The 19,634-nt window shown below is 36.8% G+C and carries 10 protein-coding genes; 2 read left to right on the forward strand and 8 right to left on the reverse strand.

The window, feature by feature from the left end; all coding sequences use genetic code 11:
* Nucleotides 1-229: 229 nt before the first annotated feature.
* Complete coding sequence (locus VB248_RS06255) at nucleotides 230-2,641, reverse strand: ABC transporter permease (RefSeq protein WP_323295891.1); 2,412 nt, start codon at nucleotides 2,639-2,641, stop codon at nucleotides 230-232.
* 100 nt (nucleotides 2,642-2,741) lie between these two features.
* Nucleotides 2,742-5,126, reverse strand: coding sequence for an ABC transporter permease (locus VB248_RS06260; RefSeq protein ID WP_323295892.1), 2,385 nt, complete (start codon nucleotides 5,124-5,126; stop codon nucleotides 2,742-2,744).
* 40 nt (nucleotides 5,127-5,166) lie between these two features.
* Here VB248_RS06260 and VB248_RS06265 point away from each other — a divergent pair, with 40 nt between their 5' ends.
* Nucleotides 5,167-5,634, forward strand: a complete 468-nt coding sequence (locus VB248_RS06265; RefSeq protein ID WP_323295893.1) for a Uma2 family endonuclease — start codon at nucleotides 5,167-5,169, stop codon at nucleotides 5,632-5,634.
* Here VB248_RS06265 and VB248_RS06270 read toward each other — a convergent pair whose 3' ends face one another.
* Nucleotides 5,635-8,055 carry an ABC transporter permease gene (locus VB248_RS06270; RefSeq protein WP_323295894.1) on the reverse strand — a complete coding sequence of 807 codons (2,421 nt, stop codon included), beginning with the start codon at nucleotides 8,053-8,055 and terminating at the stop codon, nucleotides 5,635-5,637.
* Between the two features lie 42 nt (nucleotides 8,056-8,097).
* Between VB248_RS06270 and VB248_RS06275 the strand changes: the two genes are divergently transcribed.
* The gene (locus VB248_RS06275; RefSeq protein ID WP_323295895.1) at nucleotides 8,098-8,589 is read left to right on the forward strand and encodes a Uma2 family endonuclease; all 492 of its coding nucleotides are present in this window, start codon (nucleotides 8,098-8,100) and stop codon (nucleotides 8,587-8,589) included.
* A 69-nt stretch (nucleotides 8,590-8,658) separates the two neighbouring features.
* Here the strand turns inward: VB248_RS06275 and VB248_RS06280 are convergent, their stop codons facing one another.
* The 5 genes from VB248_RS06280 to VB248_RS06300 form a co-directional block, all read right to left on the reverse strand.
* The gene (locus VB248_RS06280) at nucleotides 8,659-11,085 is read right to left on the reverse strand and encodes an ABC transporter permease (RefSeq protein WP_323295896.1); all 2,427 of its coding nucleotides are present in this window, start codon (nucleotides 11,083-11,085) and stop codon (nucleotides 8,659-8,661) included.
* Nucleotides 11,086-11,220: 135 nt separating this feature from the next.
* A complete protein-coding gene (locus tag VB248_RS06285; RefSeq protein ID WP_323295897.1) occupies nucleotides 11,221-13,695 on the reverse strand; it encodes an ABC transporter permease in 2,475 nt (824 codons plus the stop codon).
* Between the two features lie 138 nt (nucleotides 13,696-13,833).
* On the reverse strand, nucleotides 13,834-16,212 hold the full coding sequence (locus VB248_RS06290; RefSeq protein WP_323295898.1) for an ABC transporter permease: 2,379 nt from the start codon (nucleotides 16,210-16,212) through the stop codon (nucleotides 13,834-13,836).
* Between the two features lie 82 nt (nucleotides 16,213-16,294).
* Complete coding sequence (locus VB248_RS06295) at nucleotides 16,295-18,691, reverse strand: ABC transporter permease (RefSeq protein WP_323295899.1); 2,397 nt, start codon at nucleotides 18,689-18,691, stop codon at nucleotides 16,295-16,297.
* A gap of 155 nt (nucleotides 18,692-18,846) precedes the next feature.
* Nucleotides 18,847-19,524 carry an ABC transporter ATP-binding protein gene (locus VB248_RS06300; protein WP_323295900.1) on the reverse strand — a complete coding sequence of 226 codons (678 nt, stop codon included), beginning with the start codon at nucleotides 19,522-19,524 and terminating at the stop codon, nucleotides 18,847-18,849.
* Between the last annotated feature and the right edge of the window lie 110 nt (nucleotides 19,525-19,634).

Raw genomic sequence — 19,634 nt, forward strand, 5'->3', positions numbered from 1 at the left:
GTGTCATAGAACAGGAAATCGGTACCGAAGTACTTCGATACCGATTTACAGATTAAGAATAGCCATTTACAATATCCTATGGATAAGCTTTGCCCAAAATTCGGGATGACTCATGTTTAGCTATTTTGCTTTAGGCAGTAAGCCATAGGCAATAGGCAAAAATGTTTATTTCTTACGATAAAGGGATTTTTACGATTTGCTTAAAGCCTATAGCCTAAAGCAATACTCCTCACTCTGTTTTCAAGCTCTTCACAGGATTTTCTAAAGCCGTTTTAAAGGTTTGCAAGAATACAAAAAGGCTAATGATAATGCTGAATCCGAAAGCGACAGTGGCAAACATTTGCCAACTTAAATCAATACGATAAGCATAAGCTGAGAGCCAATTGTTCATACTCATGACACCAAGTGGAAAGGAAATGACTATGGCAATGGCTATTAAAACCACAAATTCTTTCAGAAAAAGCATGACGATACTGATACTCGAAGCACCCAATACTTTGCGAATCCCCAGTTCTTTGGTTCTGCGAGCAATACTCATCGAAACCATTCCTAAAATTCCCAATAGCACAATAATTCCAGATAAAACCGTGGCGATTTGCGAGGCTTTTTTGAGTTGAATTTCAGATTGATACAACTTTTGTAAGGTATCGTCAATAAAAGTATATTCAAAAGCTGAACCGGGCATTAATATTTTCCATTTTTGCTCGATACTTGATAAAGACTGAGCAAGATTATTCGGCTGAATTTTGAAAGATAAGTACCTGAAAAAAGGGAAATCTCTTACATTCATAAACACCAAAGGCGAAATGGCTTTGTGCATTGAAGCAATGTGAAAATCTTTTGTAACGCCAACAATCGTAAATGGCTGAGGATAATAATGAATTCTGATTTGCTGACCGACGGCTTCTTCGGGCTTTTTAAATCCTAATGTTTTTACAGCCGTTTCGTTTACAACAATTTTTCCAGTTTGAAAGCTCTCTTGTTTTCGCTGAAAATATAAGCCCGAAACTAAAGGAATTTGATAAGTATCTGCATATTTTTCATCGGTTGTAATGGTCTGAATATACACCGCTTGGGTAGAATCTTGTCCCATTTTATAGAAAGCATTGTTGTTGCCACCATGCCCTGCTGGAATATCATACGACAAACTTACTTGGCTTACTTCTTTGAGTTTTGCCATTTCGTCTCGGATGCGTTCCATTTTATCAACGCCTTGTGGCGACCAATCACGGGGAACACTTAATATAACAACGGCTTCTTTCTGATAGCCCAAATCTTTGTTAAAAAAGTAATTGACCTGTTTATTAATCACACTTGCCCCAACACAAACAAACAAAGCAATCGAAAACTGCGAAACGATAAGGACTCTTCTTAGGAAAATATTCTCTTTGATAGATTTCAATTTACCTTTTAAAGAATCTATGGAAGGCAAATTAGACAAAATAAAAGCTGGATAAACACCCGAAATCAAGCCAATCAGCACAGAAAAAAGTACTGAAAAAAGATAAAAATAAGGTGAAACCGCCAATAAAGAAGGTATTTTCTTGTGAAGCATTTGTCCGAAAAATGGCTGAAATACTTCATAAAGAATCAGTGAAATCAATAAACTGAACAAAGAAATCAAGATGGATTCTGCCAAAAATTGAAGCATTAATTGCTTTTTCTGGCTACCAAGCATTTTTCTAACACCGATTTCTTTGAGTCTTGTAACTGCATTGCCGATAGACATATTGATAAAATTAACAATTGCCATCAGCAGAATAAACAAAGCCACGAAAAAGAGCGTAAGAATGGTCTTTTTTACGATACCGTTGTTGGCTTCAAGATAAACCTCTTTCATTGGAACAAGGTAAGCTTGAAGGTTGGCACTGATATTTTCGGGTGCATTGGCTTTGATGAGTTTCGCCATTACTTGTGTAACCGTTGCTGGATTTACGCCTTTTTTCAGCTCAACATAGCCAACATTATAAGGATTGTTCCAAGCGAAGTACTTCTCAATTCCCCAGAATTTACTACTTTCAAAAGACATGAAAATCGGAATTCTGGTATCAGAAAGTAAGTTCATTACCGAATTGGTATTTACTTTTCCTAAAACCCCCGAAATCATAAAACTCTTTTTGCTTCCAGCATTTGATTCTACCGTCAGGCTTTTGCCAACGCAGTCCAATTTACCAAAGTACTTAATGGCTTGTTCCGACGAAATTACCATTGAATAAGGTTGGTCTAAAGCCGTTTGGCGGTCGCCATAAAGCAACTCAAAACCATACATTTTCAATAAAGTAGCATCGCCAATTTGAATATCTTCTCTGAAAGCCTTGTCGCCGTTTGAAATCGTAGAAGTATAACCTTCAAAACCATAATAATTTTCTACCAAATGGGGGTAATTCACCTTCAACGTTTTTGCCAACGGAGCAAGCGTCGTGATTTCTAAACCAATATCGGGCTTCTTCCATTTGCTTTGAATCAAGTACTGATTTTCAACATTTTTCAAATCAGCATTTACCTGTAATTCTCCCCAGATATAAGTAACAATCAGTAGCGAAAACGAAATACCCACCGACAAACCCAAGATAGAAACGAAAGAATAAAACTTCCGTTTTAATAAGTTTCTCCAAGCTATTTTAAAGTAGAGTTTCAACATGATTTCTTCATTTTTTTAGTTTAAAGTGAAGATAATCAAGCCTTAATACTTATCACAGCGTTTCAATAGAGCTTAACTTTTTTTAACATTTTGGAAGAAATTACTCCGTTCGTAAACTCTTCACAGGGTTTGCCAAAGCAGATTTTAAGGCTTGATAACTAATGGTTAGAATGGTTATCAAAACCAAAAGCACGAATACCGTAGCGAACATCCAAGTACTTATTTGAATACGATATGGATAGCTTTCTAAGAATTTATTGGCAGCCCACCAAGCTAATGGAAAAGCAAAAACTACCGAAGCCAATACTAATTTCAAGAAATCTTTCGTCAGCATCGACACGATGGCTATGGCACTTGCTCCTAATACTTTTCTGATGCCGATTTCTTTAGTACGTTTTTCTGCTGAAAGTGTAGCTAAACCAAAAAGCCCTATACACGAAATAAAGATGATAAGTATGGCCGAGAAACTGATAATTTGCTTCCATTTAGCCTCTTTTTCATATTGTTTTTGGTTACTTTGGTCTTTAAAATCATAGATATAAGGCTGTGTTGGGCGTAGTTTCTTGAAGGTTTTTTCAATGAATTTTAAAGTACTTGGAATATCCGTCGGTTTAATTTTGATACTCAATTGAGCAAAAGAAGATCTTTTGGGGTCACAAGTAAATAGTTGGGGTTTAATATTTTCATGTAAAGTACTGAAATGATAATCTTTCACCACGCCAACTACCTGATACGTTTTATTACTTGAAAAGAAGTTTACCGTTTGTCCAATTGGGTTTTTCCAACCTGCTTCTTTTACAAAAGTTTCGTTTACTAAAATGGACTGAGCAGTATCTGAAGGGAAATCTTTAGAGAAATTTCTACCTTGAACCATCGGGATTTTTAGCGTAGGAAGATAGTCTTCATCTACCACATCAAAGGCAAAAATAATTTCCTGTTTGCCATTTACTTTGGCAATCGTATTCCAAGAACCGCTTTGTCGTGGGGCAACTTTTTCAATCGACGGATTTCGTAATAGCTCTTGTTTGAAAGTATGGGTTTCATCCAAAGTCATTCTGCCCGTTGATACATCTACCATATTTTTATCGTCATAACCCAAATCTTGCTTAACCATAAAATCAAATTGAGTATGCAGTACAAGCGTCGCCATCATCATAAAAGCCGCCAATGAAAACTGAAAAACCACTAAACTTTTTTGCAAGAAACTTCCTTTTGAAAACTTAAATCGACCATAAAGTGTATCAACAGGACTGAAACTTGAAAGTACCAATGATGGATAAAGCCCTGCTAAAAATCCTGTAAAAAGGAAGAGTGAGAAATACGAAGCAATTAGTTGAAAATCAAAAAGATACTTCAAAGAAAGTGCTTTGTTGGCTAAAGTATTAAAAATTGGTAAAGTGAGTTCTACCAGAAAAATTGCTAATAAAAAAGCAATCAAACTCAACACAAAAGACTCGCCCATAAACTGAAAAATCAACTGTTTGCGGTCGCCACCAACTACTTTTCGGATACCAATTTCTTTCCCTCTTTTCACAGAACGGGCTACCGTGAGATTGACAAAATTGATACAAGCAATTACCAACAAAAATATAGCAAGCCCCATCAAAACATAAGAGTACATCGGGTCACTATCATCTTTTAAGCCATTGGCCGCTCTAAATTCAGTTGAAAGATGAACGTCCACAAAAGGCTGTAACCCGTATTGAATAGTATTTTGAAAATTCCAATTTTCTTTGGCTTCAACTAACTGTCCTTTGGCTTCTTTGGCGTAAATACTGGCAAATTTTGCTTCTAAAGCTTTTGGGTTTGCGAATGGTTTTAGTGTTACAATCGTGTTTAAATAGAAATTAATCCATTGGTCATCATGTTTTTTTTCACGATGAAAAGGCATTAATAAATCTATTTTGATGGATGAATTTTGAGGTGACTTTTTGGTTACTCCAGCCACCGTAAAAGGCTGAAATTTATCTTCATAGTTGATTGATAAAGTTTTGCCCAAAGCTGACACTTTCCCAAAGTATTTTTCGGCTACTTCTTCCGAAATCACAACTGATTGTGGGTCTTTCAAAGCCGTTTTGGGTGAACCTTCTACAAAATCAAAAGTAAAAATGGAAAAGAACGAGCTATCAACTTTCAAGGCATCTTGTACTAAAATTTCGTTGCCTTTTTTGATGTTGTATGATTCACCTTGCAGACGAACGAAATTTTCAATTTCTGGTAATTGTGCTTTAAAAGTTGGCCCGGGCATCATTCCCGTAATGCCGTATTTATCTACTTTACCATCTGGAGATATTTCGGTAGAAGTAATTCTGTATATCTGGTTGACATTTTTATGGAAACGGTCGTAACTGATTTCGTCTTTGGTATAAAGTACAATCAACATACAGCAAGCCAAACCAATACTCAGCCCAGCAATGTTGATAAACGAAAACACCTTGTTGTGCAAGAGGTTTCGGATGGCGATTTTTAGATAGTTTTGTAGCATGACATTTTAAATTTTGTATATTCGTATAAAAAATAATTCAATGAAAACTCCCGTGTTAGACTTTATTGAAGAGTATCATTCAGAAGATATTATGTCAATTAATCATTCTAAAATTATTCATCGTTTAAGTGTCGCTTTGAGTCAATTTGAAGATGAATATGATATTTTACCAGAGCTTGAACTTGAACTTTCTTCGGTAAAATGCAAGCCTGATGTATGTGTTTTTCCGAAAATGCAAGACGACTGGGAGAATGACATTATTTTTTACAATAAACCTCCCCTCATTGCTATTGAAATACAATCTCCCAAGCAAGCCACCACCGACCTTACGGATAAAATGAATTATATTTATTTTCCATCAGGCGTAAAATCTGTTTGGATTATCGTTCCTTCATTACAGTTAATTACGATTAGAACTTCTGACGGTATAAAATTGACTTATACGGAAGGTACTATCAAAGACCCTGTTACAGGAATTGAAATAGCCTTTTCCACTATTTTCAGATAATCATTCCGTTCGTAAACTCGTCACAGGATTGGCTAATGCCGCTTTGATGGCTTGGTAACTTATCGTCAGCAAAGCGATAAAAAGGGCTAAAATGCCAGCCAGTACAAAAATCCAAGCACTGATTTCAATGCGATAAGCAAAGTCTTGTAGCCATTTATTCATTAGCCAATAGCCAATCGGAAAAGCAAAACCGCAGGCAATCATTACTAATTTTAAAAATTCTTTAGAAAGTAAAGTAACGATTTGGCTCACCGAAGCTCCCAATACTTTGCGAACACCAATTTCTTTCGTGCGTTGTTCTGCCGTAAAAGTTGCCAAACCAAACAAACCCAAACAAGCTACAAAAATGGTAAGTCCAGAAAAAATGCTTAGAATCACACTAATTTTCTGTTCGCTTTGGTACGTTTTTTCAAATAATTCATCCATAAAAGCGTAAGAAAAAGGCTCTTCTACATTAAACTTTTGCCATTTATTTTTCAAGGAAGCCAACAAACCTTCCACATCTTTTCCTTTTACTTTGATGGTTAAACCATAAGTTTTTTCAGAAACCATCAACAAAGGCGTGATACTTTCATGAAGCGATTTGAAATGAAAATCCTTCACAACGCCAATGATTCTGTAAGTAAACTTCAATCCATCGTTATTTTTTAAGCGAGTAATCGTATGTCCAACGGCATTTTTACCCCATCCGAAAGCTTTTGCAGCCGTTTCGTTGATAATCATGGCGGTAGAATCCGTGGCAAAATCTTTAGCGAAATTTCGTCCAGCAATGATTTTCATGCCCATCGTTGGAATATACTGCTCGTCGATTTTGTACTCCAACGTTCGCATGATTTGCGAATCGTCGCCGTCGGGATAGCCCAAAGAATTATTTGAATCGCTCGGACCAGCAGGCAAATAGCCCGCACTGCTTACGCTTAATACTCTTGGGTCTTGTAAAATTTGCTGACGAAATACTTCTTCATTTTTTCCCAGCGACCAAGTATTTCGCATGATGAGTAATTGGTCTTTGGCATAACCCAAATCTTTGCTTTGAATAAACTTAATTTGCTGATACACCACCGTTGTACCGATGATTAAAGCAATAGAGATAGAAAATTGAAAAACCACCAAACCACTTCTCAAACTGATACTTTTTCCTGCCAATTTGAATTTACCTTTCAGTACTTCCACAGGATTGAACGATGAAAGGAAAAAAGCGGGATAACTGCCTGCCAAAACGCCAACTAACAAGCCAAAAACTAAGAATGCAATGAGTAGGAGAGGATTTCGGAGGAAATCTAATTGTAAATCTTTCTCGGCTAAATCGTTGAAAAGGGGTAAAGACAATTGTACCAACATCAACGAAAGTAGCAATGCAACGACGCTTAGAAGGATGGATTCAAACAAAAATTGGTTAATTAAATCTTGTTTTACAGAACCCAACACTTTACGAACGCCCACTTCTTTGGCACGTTTTGACGCTCCTGCCGTTGAAAGATTCATAAAATTGATACAAGCGATGAGCAACATAAACACGGCAATTGCCCCGAAAATATACACATACTGAATGTTGCCGCTTGGCTCAAGTGTACCAGTGTAGCCTTCGTCGAAGTGAATGCTGGTTAGTGGTTGCAAGAAAAGTCCAAGCTGATTGCCTTTCTGTAAAAACTGCGATAGGCTCATGCCCATTGCCGTTTGTATTTGCGGTCCCATGTACTTTTTAATGACTTGTGGCAATTTGGCTTCTAATACTTTGTAGTCGAAACCTTCGGGCAAAACCAAATAAGTAAAATAGCCCGACGACATCCAAGAGGCTGCTTGGGCATCTTTTACGCCAGCCAATGAGCCAAAAATATCAAAATGAAAATGGGAATTGTGTGGTACTTTGTCGATAAGTCCTGTTACTTTATAGCTTTCGTTCCAACTTTTGATAAACAATACTTTGCCGATTGGGTCTTCGTCGCCAAAGTATTTTTTGGCAAAATCTTGTGTAATAACGGCAGTGTTGGGTTCACGCAAAGCCGTTTTAGCATCGCCTTTCAACAATGGCAACGTAAAAATATCAAAGAAATTGGCATCTACCGAAGCAAAAGAATGTTCTTTGAATTTCTTGTTTTGGTAAACAATTTCAGGCGAACCGCTGGTTCGCAAACGAGTAGCGGCTAACACTTCTGGATAATCGTTTTTCAAAACCTGAGCCGTTGGTGGCATCACGTTGGCTTCGTTGATTTTTCCATCATTGATAGAAGCTTTAAATACTACTCTGAAAATTCTATCTGCTTTTTCGTTGAATCTATCGTAGCTTAATTCATCATATACAAAAAGCATAATGACAACGCAAGTGGCTATTCCCAAAGCCAGACCAACGATATTAATTGCCGAGAACACCTTGTTTCTGAGCAAATTACGAATGGCGATTTTTAAATAATTTTGTATCATGATTTTACTTTTTGAGTATATTTGAAATAAACAAAAGTGATTATGGAACTATTAGCCGAAAACATAGCCGAAACCCAACTTTCAGACTACGAAATAGAAAGGAATAAACCTATGCCAACACTTTTACATGGTGCAATTCAAGCCAATTTGATTTTTGAAATCAAATTCAATTACAGAGATAAATTTAGAGTAGCCAGCGAAGTTTCCTTAGCTACTACTCCCAACTCATTTACTCCTGATGTGGTATTATATCCTTTTGAAAATTTAGATTTCCAAAACGACCCTTCTCGTCGCCAAGATGCCCCTTTGTTGTCTATTGAAATACAGTCAGCATCACAAAGTAGTAAAGACATGACTTCAAAACTTGAGCCTTACTTCAATTTTGGTATCAAATCTTGCTGGATTGTTGTACCAGATTTTCAAGGCGTTTTTGTTTACGATAGTCCAAGCCATTACGAATTTTTCCATGAAGACCAAATCGTACAAGATAGAGTAATGAATATTGAGATACCTATTTCAAAAATCTTTGCTTGATTCTTATCTTCATTTTTGGATTTCGGCAAAAAATATTCCGCACTCCGCACTCAAAACTCCCAAATCGAATCATTCCGTTCTCAAACTCTTCACTGGATTCATCAAGGCTGATTTTGTGGCTTGGAAACCAACGGTAAGTAAAGCAATTGCCAAAGCCAAAATGCCTGCAAAAGCAAAATACCACCATTCAATATTGATTCTGCTCGCAAAATCTTGTAGCCATTGCTGCATAAAATAATAAGCAATTGGGCAAGCGATGAGGATGGCAATACTTACCAAAATCAAAAAGTCTTTTGATAATAATTGTACAATACTGAATACAGATGCACCCAAAATTTTACGAATCCCAATTTCTTTGGTGCGAGATTCTACCGTGAAAGTAGCCAAACCAAAAAGTCCCATACAAGCGATAAAAATTGCCCAAACCGAAGCCATTGTAAACAAAGTACTGTACTGACTTTCGGTTTCGTATTGCTTATTGAAATTTTCGCTCATAAAGAAAAACTCAAATGGATTGCCTGAAAAATGCTTTTTGAATACATTTTCCAAAGTTGCCACTTTGCTATTCATATTTTCGCCAGCAAGCTTTACTGTTAAGTACGAAGAACTATTGAAAGGATAAAAAATCATCGGGTCGATGGCGGTTTGTAAGCCTTTGTGATGATAATCTTTCACTACGCCAATTACATCCAAATAGCGTTCGTCCCATTTGATTTTGGTATTTACAGCTTCGTTGGCTGATTTAAAACCGAGTTGCTCAAGAGCTTTTTCGTTCAAGAGTACTTTGCTGTTGTTGTTCCATTCCACGTCACATTCTTGTTCGGTAAAACTTCTTCCTGCCTTCAATGGAATATCATAGGTTTTTAGAAATTTATGTCCAATCGTTACGAAAGAGTAAGGTTTTTGTTCGTCGCCAGTTTTTGATTTGGCAGAAGTAAAACCAACCGTCGTAAAATTATACCAATTGCTCGGCACGCTTCCGCTGGTACAGTAATCATTCACGAAATTGAGGTTGGCAATATCGTTTTCAAAAGCATTTACTCGGTTTTTGAAAGTACTGTCTTTCCCAATTTCTGGTCCTTTTATCACCAACAATTGTTTGATATTCATGCCCAAATCTTGGTTTTGCATGTGTTTCAATTGACTGAAAATAACCAGCGTAACGATAATCAATACAATTGAAATACTGAATTGGGTAACTACAAGCGATTTACGCAAGAAAATCCCTTTAGCTGATTTGTGTAATTTACCTTTTAGGGTTTCTATTAATTTAAAATTCGCCAAGCCCCAAGCAGTATAAATGCCCGAAGCGACAGAACCAATAATCAACAAACCCAAGCCAATTATCCACAAAGAGGAGGAAAGTAAAGTAGTAAGTGAAAGATTTTTCTGAATGATTTCATTGAAAAATGGTTGTAAAAGTGTCACCAGAAAAATAGCTCCGACAAAGGCAAAAAGGTTTACCAAGATTGATTCTCCCAAAAACTGCATCACCAAATTGTTGCGTGTAGCACCGATTACTTTTCTTACACCTACTTCATTGGCTCTTTTTAGGGCGTTGGCGGTACTTAGGTTGATATAATTAAACCATGCAATCAGCAAAATCAAAAAGGCGATACCACTTAGAATAAACACATATTTGATATTGCCATTGTGTGGATAAGTATCTGAAAAACTGCTTGCTAAATGGATTTCCGAAAAAGGTTGTAAGCGAAAAGTAACATCATCATTTTCTTTGCTAAGTTCTTTGCGAAGGACATTGAGTTTACCTTCAAGTGCCAGATAATCAGTGTTTTGATTTAACTGAAAATAGGTATCAATGTACTGAGAATCCAGATTAGTAAGATTTGCCCAAGCGTTATCATTGAGGTTGGCTGGGTTTTTTAGGGTTTCTAATGAAAAAACAAAGTCGAGTTGAATGTCGGAAAGGTCGCCCATATTGGCAAAAACACCTTCTACTAAATAATCTTTTTTCCCAAATTGGTTATATAAAGTAAGCGTTTTACCGATAGGATTTTCTTGGTTGAAGTACTTTTTCGCCACGGATTCGGCTACAAAAACAACATCAGGTTTTTGTAGTGCGGAAGCCGACCCTTTGATGAGTGGGAAACTAAAAAATGAAAAGAAATTGCTTTCTGAATAGGCTACATTTTTTTCACGGAAAGAAATATTTTTTGCTTCATATTTCACTACGCCTTGCCCAACGCTCTCGGCTACACGACAGTAACTTTTGATTTCGGGAAAACGTTCTTGTGCTTTCGTAGCCCAGCCCGGTTCTACTTGAGCCCACGATTCTCCTTTAGGGTTTTGGTTCAAAAGTCGGAACATCGTAGGCAAATTGGCGTGAAATTGGTTCACGCTTTTTTCCAAACTTACATATTCCAAAATCAACAAAAAGGCAGCAATCCCCAAAGCCAAGCCTGCAATGTTGATAAATGAGTAAACCTTGTTTCTGAGCAAGATTCTCAAAGCGATTTTTAAATGATTTTTGAACATTTTCTTGACTTTAGGATTGATGACTAAAGGACTAAAGGACTAAAGGACTAAAGGATTTTGGATTTTGGATTTGAGATTTCGGATTTCGGTGATTTTTTTAAATCCCAAATCCGAAATCCAAAATCCCAAATCGAATTATTCTGTTCTTAAACTCTTCACTGGATTTATCAAAGCGGCTTTTACTGATTGATAACTCACAGAAATCAAGGCAATGATGATAGAGGCAATGCCACCCAAAGCGAAAATCCACCAACTAATATTAATGCGATAAGCGAAATCTTGTAACCATTGATTCATCGCCCAATACGCAATAGGCGTAGCAATGAAGATTCCTAAAATGACTAATTTCAAAAAGTCTTTCGACAGCAATTGCATGATTTGCATTACCGAAGCTCCTAATACTTTGCGGATGCCAATTTCTTTGGTGCGTTGTTGGGTTGTAAAAGCCACCAAGCCAAATAAACCCATGCAAGAAATCAAGATAGCAACGCCCGTAGCCGTATTGAGAATTTTGGCAAAGCGTTCTTCTTTTTCATAGAATTTGGCAATACTTTCATCAAAAAACTGCGGACTAAATTCTTCATAACTATTAGGATAAATTTCCTTGTAAGCTTTTTCAATTTTGGCTAAAACACCTTTGAAATCAGCCGAAGATTGACCTTTGCTATGAATTTTTACATTGATGGCTGTTTCATATTTAGTTTCCGACATCATATACAAAGGCTGAATGGCTTTGTGTAATGACTGTAAATGAAAGTCTGCTACTACGCCAACGATGGGCAATTTGAAATCTCCTTTTCCGCCCGAATACACTAAAAAATGTCCAACCGCTTGTTCAGGTTTTTTGAAGCCCAATGCTTTTGCGTAAGTTTCGTTAATGATAAATTCTTTGGCAGTGTCGCTATTGGTAATATTTTTTCCTGCCAAAATCTTGATACCAAACATCGGTAGATAATTTTCATCAATCGTTCTTCTATGAACGTCTGTTTTAATTTCTTTGCCACCTTCCTTATAAGTTACCCTGTTGGTAGAATAGCCACTTCTTGCAGGAGTTTCTCCAAGACTAACGATTTCTATTTCAGGCATTTGCTTGAGTTTTTGAATCAAAACATTCTTCTTGTTGGTGTTTACTTCGTTCCAATCTGTGTAAAAATGTACGATGGCATCTTTCTTAAAACCGAGGTCTTTATTAAGCATATACTTCGACTGTGTAGCCACGATGATTGTTCCCAAAATAAATACTTGCGAAGCCGTAAATTGGAAAGTAATCAAAGCTTTACGGAGTAGAGCGGTACGAGTTTGTCCGCCAGAGGATACTTGGTTTTTCAAAGACGAAACGGGCTGATAAGCCGAAATTATCCAAGCAGGGTACAAGCCAGACAGTACACAAGTACCAAGCGTGATGATGCCTAAAAAGCCTAAAATATTTGGACTTAAAATAGTAAAAGATAATTCTTTCGGAATAAATTCTTTGAAAACCCAAAGAATAGGTTCTACTAAAAGAACAGAAAAAAAGACGGCTAAAGTGGTGATAATAAATGTTTCACATAAAAACTGGATTATTAATGTTTTTCTATTACTTCCCAATACTTTACGAACACCGATTTCTTTCACACGAGTAATAGATTGGGCGGTTGATAAATTAACATAATTGATGGCGGCAATTAATAGCAAAAATCCAGCGATTCCCAATAATGTGTAAAGCGTTGGTAAATGTACTTGTCTTGAGAAATTGTCTTGTAATATATCACTAAAATGAATGTCTGATAAAGGCTGTAATGAAAGTGTTCTGCCAATATTCCACTCATCTTTTTGGTCGAGATGTTTTTTTAGAAAAGCAGGAAATTGTGCATTTACAGTACTTTCTTTGGTGTTTTGAGTAAGTTTTATAAAAGCCATTGAACTCGAATTGGTATTTGTCCATTGGTCTAATTGAAATTCTTTACGCCAATTTTGGGTTTCAATACTTTTGAAAGAAATAAAGTTTTTAAACTTAAAATCAGAATTAACAGGGAAGTCTTTCACAACGCCCGTTACGGTTGTCGCCAAAGAATCATTAAAATATAATTGTTTGCCCAATACTTGTGCTAAAGGAATTTTGCCAAAATATTTTTCTGCTTCGCTTTGGCTTAAAACTACTTCATTTGGCGTAGTGAGGGCTGTTTTTGGGCTGCCTGCCAGCCATTCGTAATTGAAAATTTTAAAATATGCTGGCTGACAAACCAATACTTCTGAATTGTCGTTTTTCCAGATTTTAGGTGGATTTTTACCGTATTTTTTGTCGTTTGGTAAAGATGTTTTTGCACTCCAAACATGGCAAGCTGCCAAATACTCTATACCCGAAATTTCTTGTGCAAGAGAAGCAGGCATCGGTGACGATAGTCCTGCATTATAAAAATGTTCTCCTTCTTGGTTTTTGAAACCAGAAGTTACTCTATAAATCCGTTCACGGTCGGGTTGAAAATCCTCAAAACTTAGTTCAAAGCTGACCAGTAAATAAATTACTAAGCAGGCACTTACGCCAATTGCCAAACCAAGTATATTAACGAAAGAGTAAATCTTGTTTCTGAGCAAAATTCTCAAAGCGATTTTTAAATGATTTTTGAACATGGGTTTGGACTTTAGGATTGATGACTAAAGGACTAAAGGACTAAAGGACTAAAGGACTAAAGGACTAAAGGATTTGAGATTTCGGATTTCGGTGATTTTTTTAAATCCCAAATCCGAAATCCCCAATCCCAAATCGAATCATTCTGTTCTTAAACTCTTCACTGGATTAGCCGAAGCAGCTTTTACGGCTTGATAGCTTACGGTTAGTAAAGTAATAATCAACGCACCTAAGCCTGATATTCCGAAAATCCACCATGAAATTTCTGAGCGATATTCGTAGTTTTTCAACCAGCCATTCATAAAGTAATAGGCAATTGGCGTGGCTATTAAGAATGAAATCATTACTAAAACCACAAAATCTTTAGAAAGTAATTGCCATAAATTGAATACCGATGCACCCAGTACTTTTCGTACTCCAATTTCTTTCGTGCGTTGTTCAGCCGTGAAAGATGCCAAACCAAAAATGCCCAAACAAGAAATAAAAATCGCCAAGCAAGCAAAGAATGTAGCCAATTTACCGATACGTTCTTCGCCACTGAATTTTAGAGCGTATTGCTCGTCGGCAAATTTATAGTCGAACGGACTGCCCGGATTGTATCTTCTAAATACTTCGCCTACTTTTTCCAAAGAAGCGGAGGCACTCATGGCAGGATTCAACTTAACATTGATAATATTTGCCCAACCATAATTGATAAAAAATATTGTTGGTTTAATGGGTTCGTAGGGCGATTCCATCACCATATTTTTAATGACGCCGACGATGCGGTAATTTTTATCGTTCCAATTGATATTTTTCCCAACAGGATTTTTCATCCCGATAAACTTGGCAGCGGCTTCGTTTAATACCATTCCAGAAGTATCGGTTGAAAAGCTTCTTGAAAAATCTCTTCCTTCTACAAAATTCCAACCTACCGATTTGCCATAATCATGCGTCACGGCAATTACGCCAAACAATGCTTGTAGATTCGGGTCTTTGCCTTCCCAATTAAAACCGATTTGATTTGAATACACACCAGTAGTCGGGCTTGACGATTGCGACATTTCATAGACTGCTCCAGTTTTTAATAAATCACTTCTAAGGGCATCGTAATGACCAACCAATTCGGGAGTATTGATGGTGATAGCAATCAATCCATCACGACTATAACCGATGGGTCTGTCTTTAGCGTGTTGAATTTGGCGGTAAACGATAATCGTTCCGATGATTAAAGTAACCGAAACTGTAAACTGAATTACTACCAATACTTTACGTGGAACGGCGGCAAATCTTCCTACACGAAAAGTACCTTTGAGTACTCTGATTGGGTCGAAAGAGGACAAGTAAAATGCAGGATAACTTCCAGAAATTAAACCTGTAATCAATGAAAATGAAATACTGAGTATCCAGAAATAGGGATTTGTCCAAAGAATGGACATTTTTTTATCTGATAATTCATTGAACCACGGCAAAGTAAGCGTTACCAACAAAAGCGTAAGTACAAAAGCAAACACTACAATGAGTAAAGATTCGCTTAAAAACTGAGTAATTAATTGAGAACGAACCGAGCCGATGGCTTTACGAACACCTACTTCCTTCGCACGTTTTTCAGAGCGAGCGGTACTCAAATTCATAAAGTTGATGCAAGCCAACAGCAAAACGAATACGCCAATAATGCCAAATAACCATACAAACTGAATACGTCCGCCAGAGATTTTACCATCTTTGAATTCAGAATATAAATGCCATTTACTCATCGGATGCAAGAAAACCATTGGTTTAGCAGCATCTTGTTTGTCGTGATTAAACTTTACTAATTTGATTTTTGCGGATACTTTATCAAAATCTGCATTTGGATTTAGTTCTGCAAAAGTTTGAAATGAGTTATTATTCCACTGGTCTTGCGAGTTTTTTACCCAACTTTCGGTAGCCAAATACATTTCCCAAGACAATACAAAAGTTACTTCATTGAGGGTAGTATTATGTGGTAAATCTTCATAAACGCCTGTTACTTTTACGTTGGTTTTGTTATCTACTTTTACGATTTTATTAATCGGGTCAGTATCACCAAACAAAGCCGTTGCAACCGATTCTGAAATAAGAATAGAGTAGGGATCTTTCAAGCCTTTTTGCGAACCCTTCAACATTTTGAAGGTAAACATTTCTGGGAATTTAGGTTCTACATAATTACCAGTTTTGGTAAATTTTCTGTCGCCCACAGCCAAAATATGTTCAAAAGTCCAAGAAGACAATACTACATTTTTGAAATCTCCCGAATATTTAGCTCTTAATTCGGGTGCTAAAGGCAAGGGCATCGCCGTTTGCGAACCCGTAACGCCATTCCAAGTTTGGTTTTGCATTACTTGTGCCAGACGGTCGTATTTTTGATGATACTTATCAAAAGAAATTTCATCAAAAATCCAAAGCCCAATAAGCATCGCAACGGCCATTCCCACCGAAAGACCAACAATATTAATTGCCGAGAAAGCTTTGTTTCTCAACAAGGTTCTAAGAGCAATTTTAAAATAATTCTTTAACATGTTTTTTAGGTTTTAGTTGTCAGCTGTGAGCAATGAGCTGTGAGCTAAAAGCTCATTGCTCGCTGCTCACAGCTTAAGGCTTTTACTCTGTTCTTAAACTTTTCACTGGATTTGCCAACGCTGCTTTGATGGATTGATAACCAACCGTAAATGAAGCAATGAGTATAGTAATAGAAATCGACAAAGCGAATATGCCAACGCCAATGCTGATTCTGTACTCGTAGTTTTGTAACCAAGCGTTCATAATCCACCAAGCAGCAGGTGCAGCAATCACAAAAGCAATGATGATAAGTTGTGCAAACTCTTTTCCGAACATCACTAAAATATTTCCAATACTTGCTCCTAATACTTTTCTGATACCGATTTCTTTGGTTTTTTGTGCTGCCATGAACGACACCAAACCGTAAAGTCCCAAACAGCCAATCAAAATGGCAACCAAAGCGAAGAAGTTGATAAGTTTGCCCATGGTTTCTTCTTCTTCATAGGCTCTTTGAATGGCTTCATCCACAAATTGATGATTGAAGTAACTTTCTGGATATACTTGATTAAAGCTTTTTTCTAAAGTTTTGATTACTTTTTGAAAATTAGCCGAACGTAATTTAACATTAACAAAATAGTAATTGGTCGCTAAGGTTGTCATGTATAAAGGTTCAATCGTTTGGGCGAGCGACTGTTGGTGAAAGTCTTTTACTACGCCTACGATTTCTACATTTCTGCCTCTTGCATCCATCTTTCTACCGATAATTTTTGCGGGGTCTTTGAAGTTAAGCTTTTTTGCAAAAGCTTCATTAACAACTACTTCTCTGATAGAATCAGAAGGAAAGAGATTTCTACCTGCTACCAATTTGATACCATATAAATCTAAATAATTGGCATCAATACTTTTGGCTTGAGTACTCCATTTTTCGTCTTCTGCACGATTATCAAATCTTAAACTTGTGCTATTTACCCAACCAGATTGTGGAGGCCCCGACATTGAAAAACTGATTTTTTCTACATCAGGAACAGCCGAAGCCAAATTCTTGAAGGTATTCATTTTTACAACATCTTGCTTCGGCATAAAAGGAAGACTAATGGTTAAGATAGATTCTTTTTTGAAACCTAAATCTTTATTTTGGAAATACGATAATTGGCTTGTCACTACTGCCATGCCAATAATTAGCATTTGCGAAATGGCAAACTGAACTACTACCAAACTTCTTCTTACAGAAAAACCACCCACTTGTTGTGTTGAAATTTTGCCTTTCAATGCCATTACAGGCTGAAAACCTGCTAATACCAAAGCTGGGTACGCTCCAGAAAGTACGATAACAGCAAGAATAATAAGCGTAACATACAAGATAACAGAGGCATCGAAATAGAAAGTAAATTTGAAAGCTCCGTTCAAGTACTCACGAGCGATTTTCTCACCAAATTGAAATAATACAATTGAAATCAACAAAGAAGCTATCGTAATCATGGCTGTTTCTGCCATAAATTGCCAAAACAATTGTGCTTTTGAACTTCCCAAAACTTTGCGAACACCTACTTCTTTAGAGCGTTTCAAAGCCTGAGCCGTTGCTAAATTGACGAAGTTGATACTTGCTGTAATAATTAAGAAAATACCAATCGCAAAGAGTGATAAAATAAGGTTTTTGTTGATGCCGCCATAGTCTTCTGAAAAGTGAACTTCTTTCAACGGCTGCATGACATAGTGAATATATTTCGCTTCATCTGGACGATATTTTTTTACAAAAGCTGGCATTAGTTTGTCCCAATTAGCTTTGGTAAATTTTTCGTTTAATGAAACTACACAACGAGTACTGCTATTGGTACTCCCGAAATTATCGTTGATAGAACCATAATATTCTTTCAAACTGGAGTATGAAGGCATTACTTCGTAGCCAAAGTCGGTATTGTCTTTGTAATCTTTGAAAACGCCAACGATTTTAAGGCTCAAACGACCATTGTGTTTGATGATTTTACCGATAACATCCGTTGAGCCGAAGTATTTCAAAGCATTTTTTTCGCTGATAACAACTGTATTAGGGTTTTTTAATTCCTCAAAACCACCTTGAACCCATTCATAATCAAAAATTTTAAAGAAAGAAGGTTCAACGAACGCACCTTCTAATGTTTCTTTAAATTTTTTGTCTTCGCCATTTGCCGAAGGAATAGCCTCGAAATAATCTTCTGCCAATTCAGTCATCGAAAGATTTTCGATAGTAGGATAATCCGTCAAAACAGCTTTTCCCAAAGGATAAGGAACACCCGGAGAATGAAAATTTTCACCACCTTCTCTTGAAACAAATTCACTTACAATTCTATAAGTATTTTCATATTTGCTATGATGTTTATCAATACTGAAATGGTAGCGAACTAAAGCAAAAATCAACATGGCACAAGTAAGCCCCAAAGACAAACCTGCAATGTTAATGATTGCATAACTTTTGTTTCTCAAAAGATTACGAAAAGCGATTTTTATATAATTGGTTAGCATGGTTTTAAAGGTTTTGATAGCTGTTTAGCTGTGAGCGATGAGCTTTGAGCCGTGAGCAATGAGCTTTTAGCTTCTTTGCTTTTTATATATTTTCTTTATTCTTAGATATTTGCAGTCTGCTTTTCATAAAGCTCAGGGCTCATAGCTCACAGCTTTTATCCTAAAATATTTTCCATCACCACTTTTCCATCCAAAAGGCGGATGATTCTGTGGGCGAAGCGTGCGTCGTGTTCAGAGTGCGTTACCATTACTACGGTAGTGCCAGCTTCGTTGAGTTCGGTTAATAATTGCATTACTTCGTTACCGTTGGTAGAGTCCAAATTACCTGTTGGCTCATCGGCTAAGATTAATTTTGGATTATTCACAACCGCACGAGCTACCGCACAACGTTGTTGCTGACCACCCGATAATTGTTGTGGAAAGTGGTTTCTACGGTGCATGATTTGTACTTTTTCCAAAACTGCTTCTACTCTTTGTTTACGTTCGGTAGCATCTACGCCCAAGTACAACAATGGTAATTCTACATTTTCATATACTGTTAGCTCGTCAATCAAGTTGAATGATTGGAAAACGAAACCAATATTGCGTTTGCGGAGGTCGGCACGGCGGCGTTCGTTGAAATGGATAATCTCTTCACCATTGAACATAAAGCTACCTTTTTCAGCATCATCCAACATTCCGATGATATTTAATAAAGTAGATTTACCACAACCCGAAGGCCCCATAATGGCAACAAACTCGCCAGTTTTTACTTCTAATGAAAGCTTATTCAATGCAACCGTTTCGATGTCTTCAGTACGGTAAATTTTTTCTAAGTCTGTTATTTTAAGCATGTTTTTAGGATTTATTAGCTTTGAGCTTTGAGCCGTGAGCTATGATTTTTTAGTTTTGAGCTATGAGTTTTTAGTTTTGAGCTATGAGCCTTGAGCTTTGAGTTTTTAGC

This window comes from Arcicella rigui (genome assembly GCF_034929435.1).
GTDB lineage: Bacteria > Bacteroidota > Bacteroidia > Cytophagales > Spirosomataceae > Arcicella > Arcicella rigui.